Consider the following 23,629-nt stretch of genomic DNA (forward strand, 5'->3'; position numbering starts at 1 on the left):
GGCCAAATGATTTTTCTAGGTTGAATAAATCAGTGGCTACTTATGGACCTGGCTATCGAGGCACACTGGAACAAGGAGGCCGCGACGCTTTTGTCCGGTGATTGTGACAAGGATTATTTTACCGCTCTGATCAACTTGATCATGTCGCTGCTGGTGGGGTCGACAAGAATGCTTTTAAATGGACAGGCTTGCACGTTTTTGACCGTTTGGCGATTGATGTTGGCCCCCACTAGCCGAACCATCAGCGGATTGAGCAGATTCATCAGCTTGGCCATCATTTTATTGGAGCTCAAGACGTGCTCCAATAAAAGCAGCTGGCCGCCGGGTTTCAACACCCGGTATATTTCCTTCAAGCCTTTCCGGGGTTGGGGTACCGAGCAAAACACAAAGCTGGCGATGACGGTATCGAAGCTATTATCGGCATAAGCCAAGGATTGCACGTCCATCAAATCCAGATGCACGTCCAATTGCTTGCGTTCGCGTTTGCGCTTGGCTTGTTCGAGCATTTTCGGGCTGAAATCGATGGCGGTCATGCGGGCCCGGTCCGGATAAAACGCAAAATTCTTACCGGTACCGACACCCACTTCCAGCACATGTTCGCCCTGGACTTGCGCCCACAGCCTTTTTCGCAGGCGGCGGAAAATCAGGCCTTCCAGAAAGCCCTCCAGACTATCGAACCAGGGCGCCAGCCTGTCGTAGCGATGGCGGATTTTGTCGCCGCTGACCGACATGCTTACATGTCCAGCTGTTGGATGCCGTCCAGGAACCACTTGGTTTGCTGGCTACTCACCGGTTTGATGAAATGCCAAACCTCGCGCACCTGATCGGTATCGCCATCGTCTTCGCGCATGATGCAGTCGAACAATACGACCGCTTCCAGTTCATTGCCCACTTCGCGTACTTCCAGCAATTCCGGATTGACTTTCAGCACTTCGGTTTTGTTGTTGCCGCCCGACGAGCGAAATTGATCCTGAATTTCGGCGAAGACCTTGTCGGTGGTCAAGCCGCGGATCGCCGCCAGATCGCCCTTGTCCCAGGCGGTCTGCAAGTAGCGAAACGCACTTTCGGCGCCTGCCAAAAAGGCGGCCTGATCGAAGCCGGCAGGTATTTGCATGGCTGGCGCAGCGGAAACTTGCGCGTTTTTGCCGAACATGACGTCGGTGTTGAAGCCAGAGGCGCTTGAGTCCGTTGGTGGAGCGGCGGTGTAATTGGCTTCGCTACCGTTGTCGGTGTAACTGGACCGGCCATACGCGGTATTGGCCGCCGGCTGATTTTGTCTAGCTTTGGAGGCAAACAAGCGGTACAGCAAATAGGCGATACCGGCGAATAACAGCATATCCATCAGATTGAGATTTTCAAAGGCGCCACCGAAGAACAATGAGCCTAATAAACCGCCCAGAGCCAGTCCGCCCAGCATGCCCATCAAACCGCCGCGATTGGCCCAGCTTTGCCGGGCAGCCTGATTTTGTGTCGCGGCTTGTTGTTGACTGGCCGAACGGGTGGGTTGACTGGTTGGGCCTGGTGAAGTCGAACGTTGATAAGGCGTGCTGTAACTGGGCCGGCTGCCGAAGGACTTACCGCCACCCATGCGCTTGGCCTGGGCCTCTTGAATACCTGCCATCATCAGCGTCAACGCAAGGATCAGTGTCGTCAGAATATGGATTTTTCTCTTCATGGTGTTGTGTGCCTTTTATGAAAAAGTCTTGACTAATTTTAGGGTGCAATCGGCAATTTCAAGTAGAATAGCCGTTCGCTAAGCTCTCTACAACCGCCGTCTTGCCTTTAAGACAAACTCACAGACAATCCGATTGACCGAATGGTTGCATACCCACGTTTATTTTTGGTGCTGTTGTTAGTAGTGCTGCAGGTTGCGGCGCCGCTGGTGCATGCCCATGTCGATGACATCGGCGCCAAGCGGGGTTTGCACTTGCACGAATTCGAGGCCTTGCATCTAAAAGCCGATGCCTTGTTTTCGGCCGCCGACGATTATTTCGCCGCGGTGCAATCGGCCATCGTCGAAGTCGGGGCGGCCATCAAAATCCAGCAAACCGAGCAGAGTGATGCGCCGGTTTATTGTCTGAATGGCGATTTGCCGGCATTGCCGGAACAACCCGTGCTCGATGCGATCAACTTCTCGCCGCATCGGCTGGAACGCATCACCGAGCCCTTCCTCGATCAGTATCCCTCGCGCGCGCCTCCCGCCTGACCCCGTATCGACCGACCTGAGCGATGCTGGCCATCGTTTCTTCATGTTCGATACGTCTCCAAAAACCACTGACCGAAATTGACGGTCTTTTCTTAGTTTCATTGTTTTGGAGCCCAATATGACAGGCTATCGTCATATTAAATATTGTTTGCCGCTGCTGTGGTGGTCGGTGAATCCTTGCCTGGCAGAGGAATTAATGCTGTCCCCCCCCGCGCATGAGCAGATTCCGCTGGCAAAAAATGCGGGCGAGTTGGTCATAGAGCATTTGGACCCGATCGACGTCGATCCGCAACTGAACTTGGCGCAATTACTCGAACAAACCCTGGAAAAATATCCCGATCGCTTGATCAACGAAGCCTTGCAGCAGGAAGCGGAAGCGCTGAAGGAACGCGGCGACAGTTGGCTGGCGGGCTCGACGGCGTTGGTTTTGGATTATGCCGACGACACCGTCGGTAGCGATAGAGGGTCCAGGGAGGCTTCGGCCAATGTGGAATTTACCGTCTGGAATTGGGGGCAACGTTCCGCCGCGCAAGACGTGGCCGAGCGCGCCCAGGTGGCGGCCGGCAAGCAATCGAATGCGGTCAAATGGGAAGTGGCGCGCTTGCTGCGTGAGGCCTTATGGGATATGGCTCTGGCGGAAAATCGCCTGCAACTGGCCCGCAATACCATGCAAATCTCCGCACAATTGCTGGGCAAGGTGCGGCGCCGGGTGGAATTGGGAGATTTGCCGCGTGCGGACTTGTTGTTGGCGGAGAGCGATCACTTGCAAAACCAAGCCTTGCTCACACAGGCGGAAGCTGAACTGATGCACAGCCGTAAGAGCTACGCCAGCCTGACCCAGACCACTCGCATTCCGGCTAGTTATCAGGAGACATTGAGTGCGGTCCAAAGCATCCAGCCTGACCATCCGCTGCTGGAAGCCATCAATGCGCTAATCGCGCGCAAGCAGGCGATGGTCGAATGGACAAAAACCACCGACTCCATCAATCAGCCGAAAGTCAGCATAGGCGCCAAAACCACTCGCGACCAGCGTGGTGGCAGCGATGATCAAAGCACCAATATCGGCGTGGTCATTCCGTTTGGCCACAGCACTTACGATGCGCCGGAGATCGCCGCCGCGCATCTGGAGTTGAATCAGGTCTTGGCGCAACGTGAACATTTGCAGCGCCAGCTGGAGAAAAACCTGCATGAAGCCGAGCACGTGCTGGAAGTGAACCGGGCTGAGCTGAAGATCGCCACGCAAATGAAAGACATTGCCGAACAGCACTTGAAGATGATGGAAATCAGCTTCGAGTCTGGCGAAATCAACTTGCTCGATTTGCTGAAAATTCAGGCCCGCAGTCTGGAGGCGATTAGAAATGCCAAGGAACAGGAAGTGAAGTTGCAGCGTAATGTTGCCCTCTATAACCAAGCAGTTGGAGTCTTGCCATGAGAAAAATTGTTTTGATTGTCTTATTGGCAAGCATGCTGAACGTTTCGGCGGAAGACATGCAAATCCGCATGACCCCGGAACAGATCGATAATTTGGCGATCAAGCTGGGGCCAGTGATAGCCAGCCAAAAAATCCCCTTGTTTTCGGCACCGGCTACCGTGGTGGCACCGGCCAATCGCGATGTGTTGCTCAGCACCTCGCAGCCCGGTTTATTGACTCGCTTGAGCGCCAACATCGGCGACAAGGTCGAAAAAGGCCAGATGGTGGCACAAATTCAAAGCCCCGAGCTCGTGGCTTTGCAGCAACAGTTCCTGACCGCGCAGAGCGAACTCAACCTGGTGGGCTTGGAGCTCAAGCGTGACAAAAAATTGTTGGAAGAAGGCGTCATCGCCGAACGACGTTGGCAAGAAACCCAGGCGATGCACGGCAGCAAGGCCGCGCGCGGCAATGAGGCTCGTCAATTGCTAGGCATGGCCGGCATGTCGAAAGCCGAAATCGATGCGCTCGGCAAAAGCCATACGCTGTCCAGCACGCTGAACATAAGAGCCCCCATCAATGGCGTGGTGCTGGAGCGCCTGGCAACCTTGGGTACGCGCCTGGATCTGCAAGCACCGCTATACCGGATCGCGGATTTGTCCGAGCTATGGCTGGAAATCAATATCCCGCAGGAAAAATTGCATGCCGTTCGCATCGGCGATCGCGTGCAAGTGACGGACTCCGATGTCCAAGCGATCATCAGCCTGCTGGGACAAAGCGTGGATCAAAGCAACCAGACCGTCATGGCGCGCGCGGTTGTCCAAGGCAAGCCCGAACACTTACGGATCGGACAACACCTCAATGTGCAACTGATGCAGGATGGCCGGCAAGCGGGTTTTTTGGTGCCCAATACCGCCATCGCGCAAAACGCCGGCCATAGTTATGTGTTCGTGCGTAACCCGGAGGGCTTTGCGGTTACCGAAGTGACGGTGATCGGCAAACAAGGACAGGAGTCGATGATCACGGGGCCGATTGCCGAAAATCAAGCCATTGCCGTGCAGGGTGCGGTGGCTTTGAAGGCCAACTGGCTGGGTTTGGGAGGCGATGACTGATGGCCGCGTTGATACGTTTTGCGCTATCGCAGCGCTTGATGATTTGTTTGATGATGCTGGTATTGGTGGGTGGTGGTTATCATGCTTTCAAAAACATTCCTATCGACGCCTTCCCAGAGGTCTCGCCGACGCAAGTCAAGATCATCGTCAAAGCCGACGGGATGACGCCGGAGGAAGTCGAATCGCGCATCACTGCGCCGATAGAAGTCGAATTGCTGGGGATTCCACATCAAACCATGCTGCGATCGTTGGCCAAATACGCGATTACCGACATTACACTGGATTTCGAGGAGGGCACGGATATTTATTGGGCCCGGCAACAGGTCACCGAGCGCTTGAATGGCATCTGGGGCAATCTTCCCGCCGGCGTGGAAGGCGGCATTGCGCCGATGACGACGCCCTTGGGGGAAATGTTCATGTTCTCTGTCGAAGGCGGCGATTTGAGCTTGATGGATCGGCGCAATCTGCTCGATTGGGTGATTCGGCCGGTATTGCGCACCGTGCCCGGCGTAGCCGATGTCAACTCGTTGGGCGGTTTGGTGCGCAGTTTCGAAGTCGTGCCCGACAATGTAAGGATGGCTGCTCGCGGTATAGGCATGAATCAATTGATCGCGGCCTTGCAAAACAACAATCGTAACGATGGCGCAGGCCGCCTGACCGAAGGCGAAGAGGCATTGATCGTGCGGGCGGAAGGGCGGATCAAGGACGAGCGGGATGTCAGAGCCATCGTCGTCAGCCAAAACAAAGGCCTGCCAATCCGCATAGAAGACATTGCAGAAGTCAAGATCGGCGCGTTGACGCGCTATGGCGCGGTCAGCAAGGACGGCCAGGGCGAAGCCGTGACCGGCGTGATTTTGAGTTTGCGCGGCGCCAATGCCAGGCAAACCGTCGAGTTGATCGAAGCCAAGCTGGCGGACCTGCAAGCGACATTGCCGCAAGGCGTCAGCATCAAGGTGTTTTATAACCGCGGCGTGCTGGTCAATAAAGCCGTCAATACCGTGACCAAGGCGCTATTCGAGGCGATTGGGCTAGTGGTGATTTTATTGATTTTGTTTTTGGGCGATTTGCGGGCGGCGCTGACCGTGGCCTTGGCGTTGCCGATGGCGGCCTTGATTACCTTCATTTTGATGTATGCGTTTGATATGTCCGCCAACCTGATGAGCCTGGGTGGCCTTGCGATTGCGATCGGCATGCTGGTCGATGGCGCCGTCGTGGTGGTGGAAAACATCATCACGCAACTGGCGGATCATGAACGGGCGCAGCGCCTGCCGCGTTTGCACATGATTTATCGGGCAACCCGCGAAGTCGCGGTGCCGGTGACCTCGGGGATATTGATCATCGTCATCGTGTTTTTGCCACTACTGACCCTGCAAGGGCTGGAAGGCAAATTGTTCGGCCCCGTGGCGTTGACGATCGTGTTTGCGTTGAGCGGATCGTTGATATTGTCGTTGAGCGTGATCCCGGTGTTGGCGTCGTTTCTGCTCAAGCATGTCTCGCATGAAGAACCCTGGCTGCCGCGGCATTTGCAGCGTATCTATCAACCCTTGCTGATTTGGTGTCTGGGCAACGGTAAAAAAATATTCACTATTGCCGGCGGACTGTTGCTATTGACGCTGCTGGTGTTCACGCAGATCGGCAGTACCTTCATGCCGACGATGGATGAAGGCGACATCATCGTGCAGTTGGAGAAATTGCCGTCGATTACGCTGCAGGATTCGGTGGAACTGGATCTGCAAGTGCAAAAAAACATCCTGGACCATATTCCCGAAGTCGAAACCGTGGTGTCCAGGGTCGGTACCGACGAATTGGGTCTGGACCCGATGGGCTTGAATGAAACCGACACGTTTTTGATTTTGAAGCCCAAGGAACAATGGCGATTCGCCAGCAAGGAGGCGTTGATCGATGCGATTCGTGGCATCATGCCCCACACACCGGGCATCGCCTTTGGCTTTACCCAGCCGATCGAAATGCGGGTATCGGAAATGTTGACCGGAACCCGCGGCGACGTCGCCATAAAATTATTCGGCAACGACTTGGATGTGCTGAATCATAAGGGTGAAGAAATCGAGGCCTTGTTGCGCAGCATAGCTGGCGCCAGTGACGTATTCATGCGCAAGAACGAGGGCATGCAGTTCCTGCAGCTGACGATCGATAGGCAGGCGGCGGGACGCCTTGGCCTGGATGGCGATAGCATAGAAAACATGCTGCGGGCGCAGATCGAAGGCGTCCAGCTTGGCATCGTGCAGGAAGGCGCAAAGCGCACACCATTGTTGCTACGAGGACAAAGCAACACGGCCGATTTCGCCAGTCTGCAGATCACCTTGCCCAATGGCGAACACGTGCCGATTACCGCGCTGGCGAAAATACGGCAGGTGGAAGGCGTGGTATCCATCGGCCGGGAGAAAGGACAACGTTTCGTCGTGATTCGCAGCAACGTGGAAGGCCGCGATTTGGTCGGTTTCGTCGACGAAGCGCGCAAATTGGTCGCGGAAAAAGTCGAATTGCCGACGGGTTATCACGTCGAATTCGGCGGGCAGTTTGAAAATCAGCAACGCGCCGCCGCCCGTTTGTCGCTGGTCATTCCGGTGTCGCTCGGCTTGATTTTCCTGTTGCTGTTTTCTACGTTTGGTTCGGTCAGGCAGGCCGTGCTGGTGCTGTCCAATATTCCGCTGGCGATGATAGGCGGGGTGTTTGCGCTATGGATGTCAGGAGAATATCTGTCGGTGCCGGCTTCGGTGGGCTTCATTGCCTTGCTGGGTATCGCGGTCTTGAATGGCGTGGTGATGGTCAGTTATTTCAATCAACTTTGCGCCAGTGGCATGCCCGTTTCCAGGGTCGTCGTCGTGGGATCGATGCGGCGTCTGCGGCCGGTATTGATGACGGCCAGCATCGCGGCTTTCGGCTTGATACCGATGCTGTTTGCATCGGGGCCAGGCTCCGAGATTCAGCGGCCGTTGGCAATTGTCGTCACGGGCGGCCTGGTGTCCTCGACCTGTTTGACGCTGATCTTGTTGCCCATTTTGTATCAATTGTTCGGTCAAACCAGTGAGGAGGCCGTATGACGCATGAAACATTTCTGGTAACTATTAATGTTTCTTTGGCCCTGGAAGAGGCCATGGTCGATTGTTTGTTGACTTTTGAAAGCGCGCAAGGCTTTTCCAGCTTTCCGGTCAATGCCCACGATCACCGCAACCGGGGCTTGTCGGTGGCCGAGCAGGTCACCGGCAGGCAACGGAAAATGCGTTTTCAGATGTATATCGGTAAAGAACAGCTCGCCGAATTGGTGGACAAACTCAAGGCCGAGTTCAGTGGCACCGGTTTGCATTACTGGATCGTGCCGGTGCTTGAACACGGCGAGATTTGATTTATTTTTAATGGCTATTAAAGTTGAATGCAACTATCTTATTAAGCGTTTAAGATACCGGCATTAAAAACGCCGCTGTGCGTCCTCTCGCACAGCTTTACCGGACGGGCGAAACAATTCCTTCTACCGTCGGGAGAAGGTTGGGATGAAGGGATATAAGTCAGTTTTACATTATTTATTTCCCTCACTCCAAGCGGGAGGGGGCTTTTACGACAACCTCCAGTGGGCGAGGCAGCAAAATGTGGAATTTATTTTTAAGCAAATCCTTGATAACACGCGGCCAGAGTAACCGATTTCGATGAAGGGCGGATACGATGAATATTTTTTTAAGAAGAATTCCTGCCAATACCCAGCATGTCGAAATTTCGGAGTTCGTCAGTCCCGCGCTTAACAACGGTTTGTTCAGAAAGCCGAGTCGCATTCTGAATATCGAAATTCTGGCATTGCGCGACATTCGAGTCGATTCCATCGAATACCATGGCCTGGTGACGCTGGATTCGGACTGGGCGGTTAAGCGTGCGGTCAACGGGCTCAGAAATCGCCGCTTGAATGGGCGCTATGTGGTGGTTCGGCCTTATTTTCATCGCAGCTGGACTAATGATCCACGGCAGCATTCCCAGATTAATGCCGCCGATTTCGTCGAAAAACGGCAAGGTGACCGGCGCAGAGGTAAATATTTGGAAGTCATCAAAAATGTGTCGGATCAATTCAATACGGAGGACGATTTTTTCAAATCCGTCAATCATCAACCGGTTCAGATCACTTTTATCGTCCCGGCGCAGATCGAAATGGCGGTGGCCGAGTGCTTCGTCGGTTTCGAATTGGAAAAGGCCGCTGCGAAGGCGCAGCCGGACGATGCGATCGACTATCGCATTACTCGATTTTTGACCGAGCTGGAAGGGCCCGAGAAAAAGTCTCGTCGCTTTCAAATCTATAGTACCCGGCCCGTACTGGCGGAACTATTGGAAAAGCTCAGAAGCGAGTTTGCCCAAAACAACATTTATTACTGGATCACGCCGGTCATCGAGTTTGGCGTGATCTAACATCATGGAAGCCTATTCTTAGTGATACTTTTCATTAGAAAAATTCCGGCGAGCAGCAAACTCAGCGACCTCATCGAGTTCGTCGAGCCTGCCATTAAGGGAGGATTATTCCGACGAGCGGGTGCGATCATCAATGTCCGGATTCTGGCTTTGCGTGATGTTCGCTTGAGGACTGTCGAATTTCATGGCCTGGTTACCATAGAGCCCGATGCGGTAGCCTTGAAGGCAATCAAAAAGTTGAAGGGCCGGCGTTTCAAGGGCAAATTTGTCATTGTCAGGCAATATTTTCAGCGCGATTGGCATAACGACTTACGCCAGCCTCATCAGGCCAGGGCTGGACTGCAGGAACGTGAACGGCGGGTTGCCGACAGACGGCGCGGCAAGGATCTGGAGTTTATCGAGGATATTTCCGACTACTTCAGCAGCAGTGGGGATTTCGTGCGCAGAGGCCTATGAGTTAGGCCGAGCATGCGAGCAGCAACCGCCGATCGGGCCATTGCTGCTCGAAAAGCCTGTTATTTTTCCAGTAATTCGAGTTTGCCTGGTTTGCCGTTCCAGTCGTCGGCATCGGGCATGGCGTCCTTCACTTCGGTAATCGAAGGCCAAACTTTGGCCAGTTCGGCATTCAGGGCGATGAATTGTTGTTGATCTTCAGGCACTTCATCTTCCGCGTAAATGGCGTTGGCAGGGCACTCAGGTTCGCACAGGGTGCAGTCGATGCATTCGTCCGGATCGATAACCAAAAAATTCGGGCCTTCATGAAAGCAATCGACTGGGCAGACGTCAACACAGTCGGTGAATTTGCATTTGATACAGTTCTCGGTGATTACAAAAGCCATGGTGTTCTTCCAGGTTAGGTGATGGAACAAGCCTCCTTGGGTGCGGAAGCTTTTTGGTTGAAGGATACCGCCGTTTTCGGCGGTTGGCTATTTTCAGAGTAAGCGCAAGGCTCGAAGACCGGCATCGGCCTTCGAGCTCATGGATCGTTTACTTGTTTTTATTGCGCTCGTTCACTTCCTTGATGACTTCGTCAGCCACGTTTTTCGGACATGGGCTGTAGTGCGAGAACTCCATCGAGAACTGACCGCGACCGGAAGTCATGGTGCGCAGATCGCCGATATAGCCGAACATGTCGCTCAGCGGTACGTCGGCTTTGATGCGGACGCCGGTGACGCCTGGATCTTGCGATTTGATCATGCCGCGGCGGCGGTTCAAGTCGCCGATCACGTCGCCTACATGAGCTTCAGGTGTGAACACGTCGACTTTCATGATCGGCTCCAGCAATTGCGGAGCGGCTTTCGGGATCGACTGGCGATACGCGGCACGGGCGGCGATTTCGAAGGCGATGGATGACGAGTCGACCGCGTGGAACGCACCGTCGGTCAGGTTGACCTTGAAGTCCAAGCAAGGGAAGCCGGCCAATACACCTTTGTCGATACTGGCTTTGAAGCCTTTTTCGACCGCTGGCCAGTATTCGCGTGGCACGTTACCGCCCACGACGCTGGACTCGAACTGGAAGCCGCTGCCTGGTTCGCCTGGTTCGATGATGTAGTTGATTTTCGCGTATTGACCAGAACCACCGGATTGTTTTTTGTGAGTGTATTCGTCTTCGACGCGCTTGGTGATGGTTTCGCGGTAAGCCACCTGCGGTTTGCCGACGTTCACTTCGACGCCGTGGGTCCGTTTCAGGATGTCCACTTTGATGTCCAGGTGCAGCTCGCCCATGCCTTTGATGATGGTTTCGCCGGATTCCTGGTCGGTTTCGACGCGGAACGATGGGTCTTCTGCCACCATTTTGCCAATCGCAATACCCATTTTCTCGTTGCTGCCCTTGTCTTTCGGCGAAATCGCGATCGAGATGACGGGGTCGGGGAATACCATCGGCTCCAGCGTGGCTGGCTTGTCAGGGTCGCACAAGGTATGGCCGGTTTGCACGCTTTTCAAACCGATCAGGGCCACGATGTCGCCGGCTTGCGCGGTTTCGATTTCCGAACGATTGTCGGCATGCATTTCCACCATCCGGCCAACCCGTTCGGTTTTGCCGGTAAAGGTATTCAATACGGTATCGCCTTTTTTCAGCTTGCCGGAATAGATACGCACGAAGTTCAGCGCGCCGAAACGGTCGTCCATGATTTTGAACACCAGGCCACGGAACGGACGTTCTGGATCGACGATCGCATGTTGACCGGTTGGAACGCCTTCGATGTCGGTTTCTGGCTGCGGGTTGACTTCGGTTGGATTCGGCAAATAGTCCACGACGCCGTCCAGCACCAATTGCACGCCTTTGTTTTTGAACGAAGAGCCACAATAGGTCGGGAAGAAGTCCATCGCAATGGTGCCCTTGCGGATGCAGCGTTTGATTTCTTCGATGGTGGGCTCTTCGCCTTCCAGATATTTCTCCATGATCTCGTCGTCCTGGTCCGCGACTTGGTCGATCAGTTTCGCGCGCCATTCTTCGACTTGCTCAACCATGTCGGCGGGCACGTCCTGGATTTCGTATTTCAATGGATCGCCAGAGTTGTCCCAGATCCAGGCTTTACGGGTCAACAGGTCGACAACGCCGGAGAATTCGTCTTCGCGGCCAATAGGCAGGGTCATCACGACAGGTTTCGCGCCCAATACGTCTTCGACCTGCTTGACCACGCGGAAGAAGTCCGCGCCCAAACGGTCGAGTTTGTTGACGTAAATCAGTCGCGAGACTTTGGAGTCGTTCGCGTAGCGCCAGTTGGTTTCGGATTGTGGTTCAACGCCGCCGGAACCGCAAAATACGCCGATACCGCCGTCCAAAACTTTCAATGAACGATACACTTCGATGGTAAAGTCAACGTGACCCGGGGTGTCGATGATATTGAAACGGTGCGGTTGAAATTGGTTTTTGCTGCCGGCCCAATGACAGGTGGTGGCGGCCGATTGAATGGTGATGCCGCGTTCCGCTTCCTGTTCCATGAAGTCCATGGTTGATTCGCCTTCGTGAACTTCGCCGAGCTTATGGATTTTACCGGTCAGTTTCAAAATCCGTTCGGTGGTGGTGGTTTTGCCGGCATCGACGTGCGCGAAGATGCCGATGTTTCTATAAAGCGATAGATCAGTCATGGTTGTACTCTAAATGGAGATGAAAACGTTTTAACCCTCGGCACCATTGCCGCAGCTTTCTTCACAGACTATGTCAATGAAAAATCCACCCATTCTACCCGAAAATCAAAAAAAACAGAATGTCAATTATGGGGCGGATTTTTCTTGGCGGTCTGCCTGAATTTTCAGTTCACGTAATTTCATCAACGCATAGAGTGTCTGCAAAGCCGGACAAGAAACCCGATGTCGCTGAGCCGCGCGTGCCGCGTTACCCAGAATGGCTTCGGTCTCCATCGCCTGCCCGCGCTCGAAATCCAGCAGCATGCTGGTTCTATAGGGCGGCATTGCATAGGTATTTTGAATGTTGCTTTCGACGATGTCCTCCGGCAGAACGTGCCCGCAGGCCGCGGCGATGTCGCAAACTTCCTGCATGATGCGGCGCACCAAGGCTTCCTGGTTTTGCAGGATGTCCAGCGTCGGCAGGCCGCCGGATAACACGGACAGGGGATTGAACGGCGCATTCCAGACGCATTTTTGCCAACGACTGCTGACGATGTCCTCGCTGAGCGTGCATTCGATACCGGCTCGCAAGAAGAGTTGCTGTAAATGCCGGGTTTTTTCAGACACACTACCTGGCAGATTGCCCAGCGTCAGCTTGCCGTAGGACAGATGATGAATGTCGGCCGGCGCCAGACGATTGCAACAGATAAAGGCCAGGCCGCTGACCAGCTCATTATCGGGAAAGGCGGTTTGCAGTTCGGCTTCGATGTCGACGCCGTTCTGGATGAACACGATTGAGGTGTTTGCCTGAACCGCATCGCGTATCAGGGCGACCCGGTCGACGTCGGGAGTCACTTTGCTGCACAAGATCAGATAATCCGCCTCGCCTGAAAACTCGCGGCTATGGCGCAAAACCTGGGTGGGCAGGAATTGCCAGTGGCCCAACGCATAGCTGTTGATCCGATAGCCTTGTTGGCTAACGACATCGTAATCCGAGCGGCAAACCACCGACACCTCTGCGCCGGCCTTGGCCAGCAAGGCGCCATAAAAGCCACCGATGGCGCCCGCGCCTGCGATCAGTATCCTGTCGCTCATCACTGCTCTGCCAGAATCTGCTTCAAGAACGGCACCGTCAGCTTGCGTTGCGCCGCCAGCGTGGCGCGGTCGATTTTTTCCAGCAACAGCCACATGGCCGGCAGGTCGTGCACGTAATGATTCAGCAAAAAACGCCCGACCTTGGGCGGAATGTCAAAGCCGAGATAATGCGCTTTGAAGGTCATCGCGTCGATCAATTGATCGTCGCGCAAGGGCTGGATTTTCAGCGTCAAACCCCAGCTCATGCGGGTTTTCAAATCGGGTAGTTCGTAGGGCAGATATTTGGGAGGGCAGTCGGCGGCCAGAAGCAGCTTGTGATTGTTTTGCCGGTGGCTGTTGTAAAACGCAAAAAGCGCGCTTTCCCATTCGGCATGGCCGGCGATGTTCTGGACGTCGTCGAAACAGACCAATTCCATGTCCTCCAGGCCTTCCAATAACTTCGGAGAAGGCGGTTCGTCGTGGGCGAAGGCCAGGAAAAAAGGGTCCTTGCCTTCGGTCTTGGCTTGCTGGCAACAGGCTTGCAACAAATGGCTCTTGCCGCTGCCGCTTTCTCCCCACAGGTAAATTTGCTGTTCCGCGCCGTCGCCGGCCATGGCCAGCAATTGATTGACGATTTCCGCGTTGTCGCCAGGATAAAAACTGGCAAAGGTCAGATTGGTCTGAAATTCAAACTGCAACGGAAGCTGCGTGCTCATGGCGATCAGGCTTACTCGGCCTTGTAAACGTAAAAGCCGGCACCGAAACACAACAACAGGCTGAAGACGATTTCCAGCAAGGCGTAGGGGCGCAAGATTGGATCGACATAGGCTTCGATCACGCCATGAATGAAGTAAGGCAAACTCAGGTAGCTCATCCAGGTGCAGCTTTTCAGATTCTGGTTCAAAAAACCCTTGAACGGCAACAATAGTGGGCCGACGCCGATGAGCAACAGCACGGCCGTCGGGAATCGGGCCGATGGCGAGATTAAGGTAGGCCAGGCCATCAGCAAAAAAAACAAGCCGAAAAATCCAATCAAGGCGGCGTAGTAAAAATGGATTCGTTGCATGTGGTTGCGTCGGAAAATAGCCGCCGGTCGGCGGGAATGGCCGTTATTATCACAAACTATGTCAAAGAATGCTGGATTCCATGATCGATGCCGCGAAGGAAAAACTTGCCCGCTTGGCGAAAAAAGGCTTATCGTCCGGGTTTTGGATTCGTAGAGAGGATGTCGTCATGATCAAGCGCCTTTTCTGTACCGCCATTGCCGGCTTATGCAGTTTTTCGGCATTAGCCGCCGACAGCTATACCATCGATAGCCGGCATACTTTTCCCAGCTTTGAGATCGATCATCTGGGCTTTTCGACCCAACGCGGCCGTTTCGATGAAACCAGCGGCAAGGTAAACCTGGATGTCGCCGCCGGCAAGGGCAGCATCGAGGTCACCGTCAATATGAAATCCATCAGCACCGGCTTGGCGGAACTGGAAGAGCATCTGCGTGGCCCCGAGTTTTTCGATGTGGCTCGCTATCCCACGATGACCTTCAAATCCGATCGACTCGGTTTCGCCGGCGACAAGCTGATCGGCGCGGACGGTACCCTGACCCTGCATGGTGTCAGCAAACCGGTGCATTTGAAGATAGCTCATTTCCACTGCGGCATGAACCCAATCAAGATGGCGCCTGCCTGCGGCGCCGATGCGGTGACGACCATCAAGCGCTCGGATTTCGGCATCGATAAATTCGTGCCCATGGTGGGCGATGAAGTCAAGATCCTGATTCAGGTCGAAGCAAGCAAGGATTAGCGCGGGACTCGGTTCCCGTTGTGCTCGTGTTGGGGCAGGTTGTGTGCTTGATCGGAAAGCTTTTGGGCTTGGTTTAAACGGCTCAAACCAGCTGTATCCGGTTCCGGCCGTTATTTTTAGCGATATACAACGCAGCGTCCACCCGTTTCATGGCGGATTCGAGTTGGTCGTCGCTTTTCAATAACGTGACACCGATGCTGACGGTGATGCGAATCGATCCGGCATCGGTGGCGATCACCTCGTTTTCGATGCCCAGGCGCAAGCGTTCCGCCGCGATCAGCGCATTTTCGGCATCCCGATTCGGAACGATGACGCAAAATTCCTCGCCGCCAATCCGGCCGATGATGTCGATCTGCCGTAACCGGGTTTGCGCATAGAGGGCGACATGCGATAACACGGCGTCGCCGGCGGTATGTCCATAGCTGTCGTTGACGTGCTTGAAAAAGTCGATGTCCAGCATCATCAAAGCCGAGGCTTGCCGGGTGCGCTGAACCCGCATCAATTCGTTACGCAACTGGTCGCTGAAATGACGCCGATTGGCTATGCCGGTCAAGGCATCCGTGGTTGCCAGTCTCAATAGGTCGTTTTCTTTGTTCTTGTTTTCGATGGCCCGCATGATGATTTCGATAATCGTGTGCAGCAAATCGGAGTCGGCTTTGCCAAGCTTCAAGTTTCGCCTGCCCGAGGCCAGCACCAACATGAATTTATCGCCATCTGCCCTGGCGGTGGATGCGCCGAGCAGGGTTTTGCTGTGCAAGGTTTTTAAAATCGTCTTTTGCATCGTTTGATTTTCCGCCGAGGTTTTGCGGTCGGGCCAATACCAAATGCCGTTATGATCTCTTTGGGATTGCAGCCAGGCTTGGCATTTCTCCGCCAGCGCGGGTATCGCGGACAATAGCGAGGGAGATTCCGCGGGAAAACGCCATTCGATCGGGCAGCGGGTGTTATTCTGTGGGGCGCAATTCAGCAAATAGCAGTGGTTGGCCCTGGACTGGCACGCCAGCAATTGCAGCGCCCATTGAATGTTGCTCTCGATGTTTTCCTGGCTATGCTGAATGAAATGCCGCGATAAATTGCTGGTCATGGCTTCAAGTTTCAAGCGGCTATCCAGTAGGCGCAGGATGTAAACCAATACCAGAACGATGAATAGAAACATAAGGGCCGCAACGCCAAGAGATAGCTGCGTGCTGCGGCGAATTTGGTTTTGGATGGTGTTCTTGTAAGCGGTAATATGTTCCTGTAATCGAGTCAGGCCGGCGGAATAGATTTTCTTGTCCTTTTCATAGTCCGGACTAAACAGGATTTCGCTGGCTTGGCGGAGTTGGCCTTTGCTGGCCAGGCGCAGGGCTTGCAACTCCAGGTCGATTAAATTCAGATTGGCTTCGCGGGTGGCTTCCAAGGCTTCTTGGGCGTCTGGAAACAAGGCAAGGGTGTTTTGTAGCGCCAGATCCAGTTTTGGGACGCAGGCATGATAACGAACTTCCCAGTATTGTTTGCCGGTAAAGGCCGCCATTCGCGCGGACATCGTCAAGACTTCGTCGAAATAGAGAATGGCGTCCGCGTGTTGTTGAAGCTGGGTGGTCTTTTCTTGCGTGTGCTGGTAAGACGAAAAAGCTTTGAAAATCAGCAGCGATAGGCCGATGAACAGCAGGACGGCGAAAAGAATCAGTAACCGGAAGCGGGGTTCGGCCAGAACGGATTGCATTTTGTCGTTTGTCATGAGCATGCCCCGATTGAATATACTGCCAGGCACAGTGGCGACAGTCGGTTGACTGCATGTGCATGACTCGTGTTTTCTATCAGCAAGCCATCCTGTTTATCCTAGAAAAAATCATTTGGTCCACGAAGCACACGAAAATCACGAAAAGTTTCAAACAGTTATCACCCCAAAGAGCCGCACCGAACAGGTGAATCGACAAACTTCATAACGCAATGATTTCTTTCGTGTGTTTCGTGATTTTCGTGGAATTACTGCCGTTTTTAGGTTTATTGGAAATCGAGTGAATGCTAGCAGAGGCAAGCTGTTATCGGCAACATAGGCGGTTAACCCAGGCATGATCAAAAAAATTGAAGTGTCAGACCTTCGCGTCGGTATGTATATACACGACCTCAATCGTGCGTGGGTGGAGCATCCTTTTTTGCGCAATCGCTTTTTGTTGCAATCAGAGCGCGATATCGAGCGCATTCTTGAGCTGGAACTCCATGAAGTCTACATCGACACCGAGTTGGGGCGGGATGCGCCGGCCGCGCGGCCAAACGACGAGGTGGAGCGAATCCTGCACGACAGGCTGCATGATCTGGGCCGGACGCTCAAGCGTATGGCGCCGCAAATTTCGATGCAGGAGGAAATTCGCCAAGCCAGGCATGTCGTCAAGGAAGCCCATGTGATGGTACACGACATCTTGCAGGATTGCCGTTTGGGCAAACAGGTCGAATTGGAAAAAACCCGGCCTATCGTCACCTCGATCACGGAGTCGATTTTTCGTAATCCCGATGCCATCGTCAGTTTGCTCAGACTGAAGCAGGCGGACCAATACACTTATCAGCATTCGGTAGCGGTGGGGACTTTGCTGATCAGCTTTTGTCGGGCCTTGGGCATAGCGCGCGGGGAGATCGAGTTGGCGGGAATCGGCGGCTTGTTGCACGACATCGGTAAAATGAAGGTGCCTGCGGATATCCTGAACAAGCCCGGTAAGCTCACCGATAGCGAGTTTGGCGTGATGAAGACGCACGTCGAGCAAGGTCGCTTGCTACTGCAGGATACACGCGGTATCTCGCCCATTTCGATCAACATCGCCGCGGAGCATCACGAGCATTACGACGGTTCGGGCTATCCCCGGGGCTTGAAAGGCGACCAGATCAGTCAATATGGACAAATGGCCGCTATCGTCGATTTTTACGACGCCTTGACCTCTCAGCGGATTTATCACCCGAGCACCGAACCAACCGCTGTGTTGAAGCAATTACTGGAAGGCGGCGACAAGCATTTCGCGATGCCGCTGGTACATAGCTTCATTCGCACGGTTGGCATTTACCCGGTCGGCACGCTGGTGAAACTGGAAAACGACGACTTGGCCGTGGTCGTCGAGCAGCACCATGAAGATTTGTTGCATCCCAAAGTCAAATCCATCTTCAACTGCCGGCTGCACAGTTTCATCCGGCCAAAGGATTACGACTTGTCCAAGCCTGGCTGCCATCAGCGTATCGTTCGTTTCGAAACGCCTTCCCGCTGGCGCATCGATCCTGCGGCTTATCTCTAGTTTTCCGGGGCAGGTTGCGACCGGTTAGCGCATCTTCGAAACGATATGCAGCCTTTCGCCGTCGACGACGAATCGGCCATAGCCCTGGTGATGAATGGTTTTGGGATCGGTTTGTCTGGGGTCGAGCCAGGCTTGCACCACTTCCAGCACAAAAAGGTTGAATCTAGCGACCAAACTGCTATCGACCACCCGGCATTCCAGGTTGACAAAACATTCGGCTATCAACGGCGCACAGACCTGTTGAGCCGTTACCGGCGTCAAACCGAAGCTGCGGAATTTATCGACGTTTCGTCCGGATACGTTGCCAATGGCGACGACTTTTTCAGCCAATTCGACGGCGGGGATTGCGATGACGCATTCCTGCGTGGCGTTCAGCGCCGTGAAGCTGAAATCGTCGCTGCTGACCACGCAAGCCAATAAAGGTGGCTCGAATTCCACCATCATATGCCACGACAGCGTCATCACATTGCGGCGATTCTGATCGGCCGTGGTCAGCAATACCACGGGGCCAGGTTCCAGTAATTGATACACGTCTGCTAGCGGCAATGCTTTCATGGCGGTTTGATGCGTTTGACTCGTCAGTACAGAGTGTAGACCCGAGCAGGCGAACTGTCCAAACGCGGCAAAAGCCGCGAGAAGCTTTACAATGCCATTCAAATCCTTCATTTTTGCGATTCATCGATGCAGCCTATTATTCGATTCGATCAGGTATCGGTTACGGTTCAGGAAAAAACGCTCCTGTCTCGCGTGAGTTTTTCGCTTTATCCAGGGCAAAAAGCCGTGTTGGCCGGAAAATCCGGCGCCGGCAAAAGCAGTGTCCTCAGAACCTTGCTGGGGCTACACACGATCACGGCCGGCACGGTTTATTTTCAGGAACAGCCGTTGTCTGCACAATCCATTCAAGCCATTCGGGCTTGTACCGCGTATATCGGCCAAGAGCCGGTGCTGGGCGCCGAAAACGTGCGCGATGCCTTGTTGCTGCCTTTTCAATTCAAGGCCCATCGCGACCGGCGGCCGTCCGAGAGCCAAATCATCGAGGTGTTGCGGTGTCTCAAATTGTCACCGGAATTATTGGGGCGTGACAGCCGCCGTATTTCCGGCGGTGAAAAACAGCGTATTGCCCTGGCGCGTGGCTTGTTGCTGGGCAAAACCGTCTATTTGCTGGATGAAGTCACCAGCGCCTTGGATGCGGAAAGCAAACAGGCGGTCTTCGAGGTTTTTGCCGAGCCGCGATTCACCGTGCTGGCGGTGGCGCACGACAGGGAGTGGCTGCGGCGCAGCGACGCCGTTTTTTCAATCGAAGCGGGGCATCTGACCCGGTTGGGTGAACATGGAAACACTGGATATTGATCTGACGCGGTTGGGGCTGCTGTACGTCTTTTGTCTGTTGCCTTGGTCCTTGTTATGGCTGCTCGGAGTCGGCTTGACCCGCGACATCGGTGTCGGCATTGTGCGCATGACCTTGCAATTGGGCCTGGTCGGGATTTATCTGAAAACCTTGTTCACGTTGAACGATCCTTGGCTCAACGCCTTGTGGATGCTGGTCATGTTGATCGTGGCCGACCTCAGCATTCTGAAGCGCTCCGGTTTAAAGGCGCGTTATTTTGCGTTGTCATCGTTCAGTGCGATCGCGGTTAGCATCTTGCTGTCGACCGCTTATCTGGTTTTCCTGGTGATCCGGCCGAGCGAGGTGCATGATGCCCGTTATCTGATACCGTTGGCGGGCATGATCTTGGGGAATTGCATGCAGGGTAACGTCATCGCTTTGGAGCGGTTTTTCAACGCCTTGCGGCACAACCAGCAGGAATACGCCACATTTTTATTGCTGGGCGCCAATCGATGGGAAGCGGTACGGCCTTATTTCCGGCAGGCCGTCAAAGCCGCCATCAATCCCAGTATCGCCAACATGGCCACGATGGGTCTGGTGTCACTGCCGGGCATGATGACGGGGCAGATCCTGGGTGGCAGCGAGCCATGGGTGGCGGTGAAATACCAAATTGCGATCATGATTTGCATCTTTGCCAGCACCACGCTGGGCATATTGTTCAACTTGGGATTGAGCTTGAAAATCGCCTTCAACGAGTTCGATGTGCTGAAAGAAGGCGTGATAGACGGACGGTGAGGCAGTAATCATCAGGTACGGGGCCGCAATGACATGTTGGGCGTTTTCGCGATAGCAAAATGCCAACGCAAATTGAAGTCATTGGGGGTGGCCGGTCATTTTTTCGGCAATTTGACCAGCGCCCTCAGGCGATCGCCAAGTGCTTTGTCATTGTTGGCACCTGTGGGGTTTTCGGTCGGTATGCTGCGGAGCAGCGCCAGTTCCTCGCGGCGCTTTTGTTCGACCAGATTTTTGATGCGTTGTCTCTGGACGCTGGTGATTTCCAGGCGTATGAAATCGCTATCCTTGCGCAGCATGAAGCGGGCGATTTCATCCAGCAGTTCGTCGTTGACGTCCTCGGGCGCAAAGGCCTTTTTGTAGGCGTTGAAGTTTTCGTGATTGTTGATCAGCAGGTGGATTTTCGAGTTGTCATAGTCCACCTCAAAACGGAAACGCACCGGAATCCTGCGCGTTATCGTGAAGACCGCGCTGGGTATGGCGCTACGACCGTCCAGTAACTTCCAGTCGAAGTGGACATTGCGGGAGGTCAAAAAAGCCACTTCGCGTTCTATGCGGTTTTGCCCTTCCAGGTTGTAACTGAACGAGCCGAAACCGACGCAGAAGAAACGCACATTGATTTGCATCAGGCGATCGACGTCGGCGAAACCACCGTGATTGTCCGTGTATATCTTGTAATCCTGCTGTTTCATCTGGCCGAATTGCGGGTACTGGTTGCTATATTCCTCCACCACGACCGCGTGCTCGAGGAAATTCAGATATTCCACCAGCTCCTGCATGAACTTGAACGCTTTTTGCATCGCCGGCAGGATAGCCGCGCGATAACGGTCTTCGCGTTGTTTTTGCAGGTTGGTCTGAGACTCTTGCAGCTTTTGTTTTTCAGCCGCTTCCTGCTTGAGCTGATCGAGAATGCCCATGTTGGAGCCTATTATTCAGATAGGGATGGTATGGCATTGTAAAGCAACCGCAGAGAGTTGCATCGTCTTCTGTGTGCAGGTAAAAGGCTTTTACGCCCAAGAGACTCCAGGATTTTCGGCCCATATACGTGGCAACCAACGTAAAACAAGCCAACAAGCGTAGGGCGGAAGCCGTCAGGCGTTCCGCCAGCAGGGCTGCGGTAGATAAATGCACGCGGGGTAGACGGATAGGCGCGATAGGCCCTTGAAACAATACCCATTCCTCGAAAATCATCGCACCCGCAAAAGCGTCCCGCGATAAAATCTTGCCTCAGCGCTCGGTCGTTTACCGAAGCCATCCATTGAAGACTGTATCCCAACCACCATGCTCAATTTCAAAAACATCGCCATACGCCGCGGCAGCCGCTTATTATTCAGCGGGGCTTCGTTCATCATTCATAACGGCCAGAAGATTGGTTTGACCGGGGCCAACGGCGCCGGCAAGTCCAGTTTGTTTGCGATGCTGCGCGGGGAGCTGCATGCCGACGAGGGCGAATTTTCGATGCCGCCCAATCTGGAAGTGGCGCATGTCGCGCAGGAAACGCCGCCTTTGCCATGTGCCGCGATCGATTATGTATTGGATGGCGACCGTGAATTGAGGCAACTGCAACAACGCTTGGCCGAGGCGGAGGCGGCGCACGACGGCATCAGGCTAGCCGAATTGCATGCCGCACTGGATCATGTCGGCGGCTATACCGCCCAAGCACGCGCTTCACGATTATTGAATGGTTTGGGTTTTACGACCGCGCAAGAACAGCTGCCCGTCAGTTCGTTTTCCGGCGGCTGGCGCATGCGTTTGAATCTGGCGCAGGCGCTGATGTGCCGTTCCGATGTGCTGCTGCTGGACGAGCCGACCAACCATCTGGATTTGGATGCGGTGATCTATTTGCAGGATTGGCTGTGCAAATATCCCGGCACGCTGTTATTGATTTCGCACGACCGCGATTTCCTCGATGCCATCACCGACCACATCGTGCATATCGAGCAGGGCAAGGCCGAGATTTACACTGGCAATTATTCCGATTTCGAACGCATGCGCGCCGAAAAGCTGGCGCAACAGCAAACGGCTTACGAGAAACAGCAACGCGAGATTGCCCATATACAGAGTTTCGTCGATCGTTTCAAGGCCAAGGCCACCAAGGCTCGGCAGGCGCAAAGCCGAATCAAGGCCTTGGAGCGCATGGAAATCATCGCCCAGGCTCACATCGATTCGCCATTCGGTTTCAGCTTTCCACCGCCGAAGAAAATGCCCAACCCGCTACTCAAAATCGAGGAGGCCGATATTGGCTATGGCGACAAGGTCGTGATCAAAAACGCTGCGTTGTCGATTTCGCCGGGCGATCGCATCGGTTTGCTGGGACCGAACGGCGCTGGCAAGTCCAGCCTGATCAAAGTGCTGGCAGGGCAAATGACGGCCTTGAGCGGAAAATTGCAAACCGCGCAGGATTTGAACATCGGCTATTTTGCACAGCATCAGCTGGAATTGCTCAGGCTGGATGAAAGCCCGTTGTGGCATCTGCAACAGCTCGACAAACAGGCCACTGAAAAGGATTTGCGCAATTTCCTGGGCGGTTTCGATTTCAGGGGCGATAAGGTCAACGACCCGGTCGGACCGTTTTCCGGCGGCGAAAAAGCCAGGCTGGTGCTGGCGTTATTGGTTTATCAAAATCCTAATTTGCTGCTGCTGGACGAGCCGACCAATCATTTGGACCTGGAAATGCGCCATGCCTTGAGCGTAGCCTTGCAGGAATACGAAGGCGCCATTGTCGTGGTTTCACACGACAGGCATTTACTGCGTTCGGTGACGGACCAATTGCTGTTGGTGGCAGACGGCAAAATACAGCCTTTCGACGGCGATTTGGAGGATTACAAACAATGGCTGGCCGAGCAGAAAAAATCAGCCGATGAAACGGTGACGAGCGGGGAGACCGCGAACAGCGTTTCCCGCAAGGATCAGCGTAAACTGGACGCCGAACGCCGGCAGCGTCTGAAGCCCTTGCTGGACGCGGTGAAAAAAGCCGAAGCCGCGGTGGAGAAATATCACAAACAGCAGCAGGCGTTGGAGCAGCAACTGGCCGACCCGGCTATCTATGACGACGCAAACAAGGAACAATTGAAGAAACTGTTGAGTCTGAAAAACCAGGTCGATAACGCGCTGGAACAGGCCGAACTCGACTGGATGACTGCCGAAGAAAACCTGTCACAAGCGGAGTAA

At 54.1% G+C, this 23,629-nt stretch carries 22 protein-coding genes; 12 read left to right on the top strand and 10 right to left on the bottom strand.

Going from position 1 to position 23,629, the window contains the following annotated elements:
- Window positions 1–113: 113 nt before the first annotated feature.
- Window positions 114–731 (bottom strand): class I SAM-dependent methyltransferase, encoded by a 618-nt coding sequence (locus tag NM686_RS00695; protein WP_255190025.1) that lies wholly within the window; start codon window positions 729–731, stop codon window positions 114–116.
- 2 nt (window positions 732–733) lie between these two features.
- Window positions 734–1,675, bottom strand: coding sequence for a Tim44 domain-containing protein (locus NM686_RS00700; RefSeq protein WP_255190026.1), 942 nt, complete (start codon window positions 1,673–1,675; stop codon window positions 734–736).
- A gap of 141 nt (window positions 1,676–1,816) precedes the next feature.
- Here NM686_RS00700 and NM686_RS00705 point away from each other — a divergent pair, with 141 nt between their 5' ends.
- From NM686_RS00705 to NM686_RS00735, 7 genes are all read left to right on the top strand, one after another.
- Window positions 1,817–2,206 carry a hypothetical protein gene (locus tag NM686_RS00705; protein ID WP_255190027.1) on the top strand — a complete coding sequence of 130 codons (390 nt, stop codon included), beginning with the start codon at window positions 1,817–1,819 and terminating at the stop codon, window positions 2,204–2,206.
- Window positions 2,207–2,324: 118 nt separating this feature from the next.
- A complete protein-coding gene (locus NM686_RS00710) occupies window positions 2,325–3,638 on the top strand; it encodes a TolC family protein (RefSeq protein ID WP_255190028.1) in 1,314 nt (437 codons plus the stop codon).
- Window positions 3,635–4,726, top strand: a complete 1,092-nt coding sequence (locus NM686_RS00715) for an efflux RND transporter periplasmic adaptor subunit (RefSeq protein WP_255190029.1) — start codon at window positions 3,635–3,637, stop codon at window positions 4,724–4,726. Before NM686_RS00710 ends, NM686_RS00715 begins: the two co-directional genes overlap by 4 nt.
- A complete protein-coding gene (locus NM686_RS00720; protein ID WP_269022154.1) occupies window positions 4,726–7,788 on the top strand; it encodes an efflux RND transporter permease subunit in 3,063 nt (1,020 codons plus the stop codon). Before NM686_RS00715 ends, NM686_RS00720 begins: the two co-directional genes overlap by 1 nt.
- Window positions 7,785–8,090, top strand: a complete 306-nt coding sequence (locus NM686_RS00725) for a DUF3240 family protein (RefSeq protein WP_255190030.1) — start codon at window positions 7,785–7,787, stop codon at window positions 8,088–8,090. Before NM686_RS00720 ends, NM686_RS00725 begins: the two co-directional genes overlap by 4 nt.
- 314 nt (window positions 8,091–8,404) lie before the next feature.
- Window positions 8,405–9,133 (top strand): DUF3240 family protein, encoded by a 729-nt coding sequence (locus NM686_RS00730; protein ID WP_255190031.1) that lies wholly within the window; start codon window positions 8,405–8,407, stop codon window positions 9,131–9,133.
- A 21-nt stretch (window positions 9,134–9,154) separates the two neighbouring features.
- Window positions 9,155–9,589: an RNA recognition motif domain-containing protein gene (locus tag NM686_RS00735; protein WP_255190032.1), complete on the top strand. Its 435-nt coding sequence runs from the start codon at window positions 9,155–9,157 to the stop codon at window positions 9,587–9,589.
- 59 nt (window positions 9,590–9,648) lie between these two features.
- On the opposite strand, the gene fdxA is transcribed toward NM686_RS00735, so the two are convergent.
- From fdxA to NM686_RS00760, 5 genes are all read right to left on the bottom strand, one after another.
- Window positions 9,649–9,972, bottom strand: coding sequence for a ferredoxin FdxA (fdxA, locus tag NM686_RS00740; RefSeq protein WP_255190033.1), 324 nt, complete (start codon window positions 9,970–9,972; stop codon window positions 9,649–9,651).
- Window positions 9,973–10,120: 148 nt separating this feature from the next.
- Window positions 10,121–12,226, bottom strand: a complete 2,106-nt coding sequence (gene fusA / locus NM686_RS00745; protein ID WP_255190034.1) for an elongation factor G — start codon at window positions 12,224–12,226, stop codon at window positions 10,121–10,123.
- 126 nt (window positions 12,227–12,352) lie between these two features.
- A complete protein-coding gene (locus NM686_RS00750) occupies window positions 12,353–13,300 on the bottom strand; it encodes a ketopantoate reductase family protein (RefSeq protein ID WP_255190035.1) in 948 nt (315 codons plus the stop codon).
- Window positions 13,300–13,995, bottom strand: coding sequence for a DnaA regulatory inactivator Hda (hda, locus tag NM686_RS00755; RefSeq protein ID WP_255190036.1), 696 nt, complete (start codon window positions 13,993–13,995; stop codon window positions 13,300–13,302). Before hda ends, NM686_RS00750 begins: the two co-directional genes overlap by 1 nt.
- An 11-nt stretch (window positions 13,996–14,006) precedes the next feature.
- A complete protein-coding gene (locus NM686_RS00760) occupies window positions 14,007–14,345 on the bottom strand; it encodes a DUF2069 domain-containing protein (RefSeq protein WP_255190037.1) in 339 nt (112 codons plus the stop codon).
- 80 nt (window positions 14,346–14,425) lie between these two features.
- On the opposite strand from NM686_RS00760, the gene NM686_RS00765 reads away from it, so the two are divergent.
- On the top strand, window positions 14,426–15,079 hold the full coding sequence (locus NM686_RS00765; RefSeq protein WP_269022158.1) for a YceI family protein: 654 nt from the start codon (window positions 14,426–14,428) through the stop codon (window positions 15,077–15,079).
- Between the two features lie 82 nt (window positions 15,080–15,161).
- Here the strand turns inward: NM686_RS00765 and NM686_RS00770 are convergent, their stop codons facing one another.
- Window positions 15,162–16,799, bottom strand: coding sequence for a GGDEF domain-containing protein (locus tag NM686_RS00770; protein WP_255190039.1), 1,638 nt, complete (start codon window positions 16,797–16,799; stop codon window positions 15,162–15,164).
- Window positions 16,800–17,133: 334 nt separating this feature from the next.
- Here NM686_RS00770 and NM686_RS00775 point away from each other — a divergent pair, with 334 nt between their 5' ends.
- The gene (locus tag NM686_RS00775) at window positions 17,134–18,339 is read left to right on the top strand and encodes an HD-GYP domain-containing protein (RefSeq protein ID WP_255190040.1); all 1,206 of its coding nucleotides are present in this window, start codon (window positions 17,134–17,136) and stop codon (window positions 18,337–18,339) included.
- A 24-nt stretch (window positions 18,340–18,363) separates the two neighbouring features.
- Here NM686_RS00775 and NM686_RS00780 read toward each other — a convergent pair whose 3' ends face one another.
- On the bottom strand, window positions 18,364–18,894 hold the full coding sequence (locus NM686_RS00780; RefSeq protein WP_255190041.1) for a flavin reductase family protein: 531 nt from the start codon (window positions 18,892–18,894) through the stop codon (window positions 18,364–18,366).
- A 126-nt stretch (window positions 18,895–19,020) separates the two neighbouring features.
- On the opposite strand from NM686_RS00780, the gene NM686_RS00785 reads away from it, so the two are divergent.
- Together NM686_RS00785 and NM686_RS00790 are read left to right on the top strand one after the other, a co-directional pair.
- Window positions 19,021–19,689 (top strand): ABC transporter ATP-binding protein, encoded by a 669-nt coding sequence (locus tag NM686_RS00785; RefSeq protein ID WP_255190042.1) that lies wholly within the window; start codon window positions 19,021–19,023, stop codon window positions 19,687–19,689.
- Entirely contained in the window at window positions 19,670–20,461 is a 792-nt protein-coding gene (locus tag NM686_RS00790) for an ABC transporter permease (protein WP_255190463.1), read from the top strand. The genes NM686_RS00785 and NM686_RS00790 overlap by 20 nt, the downstream gene beginning before the upstream one ends.
- Window positions 20,462–20,556: 95 nt before the next feature.
- Here the strand turns inward: NM686_RS00790 and NM686_RS00795 are convergent, their stop codons facing one another.
- A complete protein-coding gene (locus NM686_RS00795) occupies window positions 20,557–21,375 on the bottom strand; it encodes a hypothetical protein (RefSeq protein WP_255190043.1) in 819 nt (272 codons plus the stop codon).
- A 364-nt stretch (window positions 21,376–21,739) separates the two neighbouring features.
- Here NM686_RS00795 and NM686_RS00800 point away from each other — a divergent pair, with 364 nt between their 5' ends.
- Window positions 21,740–23,629, top strand: a complete 1,890-nt coding sequence (locus NM686_RS00800; RefSeq protein WP_255190044.1) for an ATP-binding cassette domain-containing protein — start codon at window positions 21,740–21,742, stop codon at window positions 23,627–23,629.

The sequence above is a fragment of the Methylomonas rapida genome (assembly GCF_024360925.2).
Lineage (GTDB): Bacteria > Pseudomonadota > Gammaproteobacteria > Methylococcales > Methylomonadaceae > Methylomonas > Methylomonas rapida.

Bases quoted from the DNA above. Each gene is read 5' to 3' on its own strand.
- NM686_RS00730 (WP_255190031.1), top strand. From the start codon at position 8,405: ATGAATATTTTTTTAAGAAGAATTCCTGCCAATACCCAGCATGTCGAA.
- NM686_RS00700 (WP_255190026.1), bottom strand. From the start codon at position 1,675: ATGAAGAGAAAAATCCATATTCTGACGACACTGATCCTTGCGTTGACG.
- NM686_RS00695 (WP_255190025.1), bottom strand. From the start codon at position 731: ATGTCGGTCAGCGGCGACAAAATCCGCCATCGCTACGACAGGCTGGCG.
- NM686_RS00720 (WP_269022154.1), top strand. From the start codon at position 4,726: ATGGCCGCGTTGATACGTTTTGCGCTATCGCAGCGCTTGATGATTTGT.
- NM686_RS00800 (WP_255190044.1), top strand. From the start codon at position 21,740: ATGCTCAATTTCAAAAACATCGCCATACGCCGCGGCAGCCGCTTATTA.
- NM686_RS00770 (WP_255190039.1), bottom strand. From the start codon at position 16,799: ATGACAAACGACAAAATGCAATCCGTTCTGGCCGAACCCCGCTTCCGG.
- fusA (WP_255190034.1), bottom strand. From the start codon at position 12,226: ATGACTGATCTATCGCTTTATAGAAACATCGGCATCTTCGCGCACGTC.
- NM686_RS00780 (WP_255190041.1), bottom strand. From the start codon at position 18,894: ATGAAAGCATTGCCGCTAGCAGACGTGTATCAATTACTGGAACCTGGC.
- NM686_RS00710 (WP_255190028.1), top strand. From the start codon at position 2,325: ATGACAGGCTATCGTCATATTAAATATTGTTTGCCGCTGCTGTGGTGG.
- NM686_RS00765 (WP_269022158.1), top strand. From the start codon at position 14,426: ATGATCGATGCCGCGAAGGAAAAACTTGCCCGCTTGGCGAAAAAAGGC.
- NM686_RS00750 (WP_255190035.1), bottom strand. From the start codon at position 13,300: ATGAGCGACAGGATACTGATCGCAGGCGCGGGCGCCATCGGTGGCTTT.
- NM686_RS00790 (WP_255190463.1), top strand. From the start codon at position 19,670: ATGGAAACACTGGATATTGATCTGACGCGGTTGGGGCTGCTGTACGTC.
- NM686_RS00715 (WP_255190029.1), top strand. From the start codon at position 3,635: ATGAGAAAAATTGTTTTGATTGTCTTATTGGCAAGCATGCTGAACGTT.
- NM686_RS00795 (WP_255190043.1), bottom strand. From the start codon at position 21,375: ATGGGCATTCTCGATCAGCTCAAGCAGGAAGCGGCTGAAAAACAAAAG.
- hda (WP_255190036.1), bottom strand. From the start codon at position 13,995: ATGAGCACGCAGCTTCCGTTGCAGTTTGAATTTCAGACCAATCTGACC.
- NM686_RS00785 (WP_255190042.1), top strand. From the start codon at position 19,021: ATGCAGCCTATTATTCGATTCGATCAGGTATCGGTTACGGTTCAGGAA.
- NM686_RS00775 (WP_255190040.1), top strand. From the start codon at position 17,134: ATGATCAAAAAAATTGAAGTGTCAGACCTTCGCGTCGGTATGTATATA.
- NM686_RS00705 (WP_255190027.1), top strand. From the start codon at position 1,817: ATGGTTGCATACCCACGTTTATTTTTGGTGCTGTTGTTAGTAGTGCTG.
- fdxA (WP_255190033.1), bottom strand. From the start codon at position 9,972: ATGGCTTTTGTAATCACCGAGAACTGTATCAAATGCAAATTCACCGAC.
- NM686_RS00760 (WP_255190037.1), bottom strand. From the start codon at position 14,345: ATGCAACGAATCCATTTTTACTACGCCGCCTTGATTGGATTTTTCGGC.
- NM686_RS00725 (WP_255190030.1), top strand. From the start codon at position 7,785: ATGACGCATGAAACATTTCTGGTAACTATTAATGTTTCTTTGGCCCTG.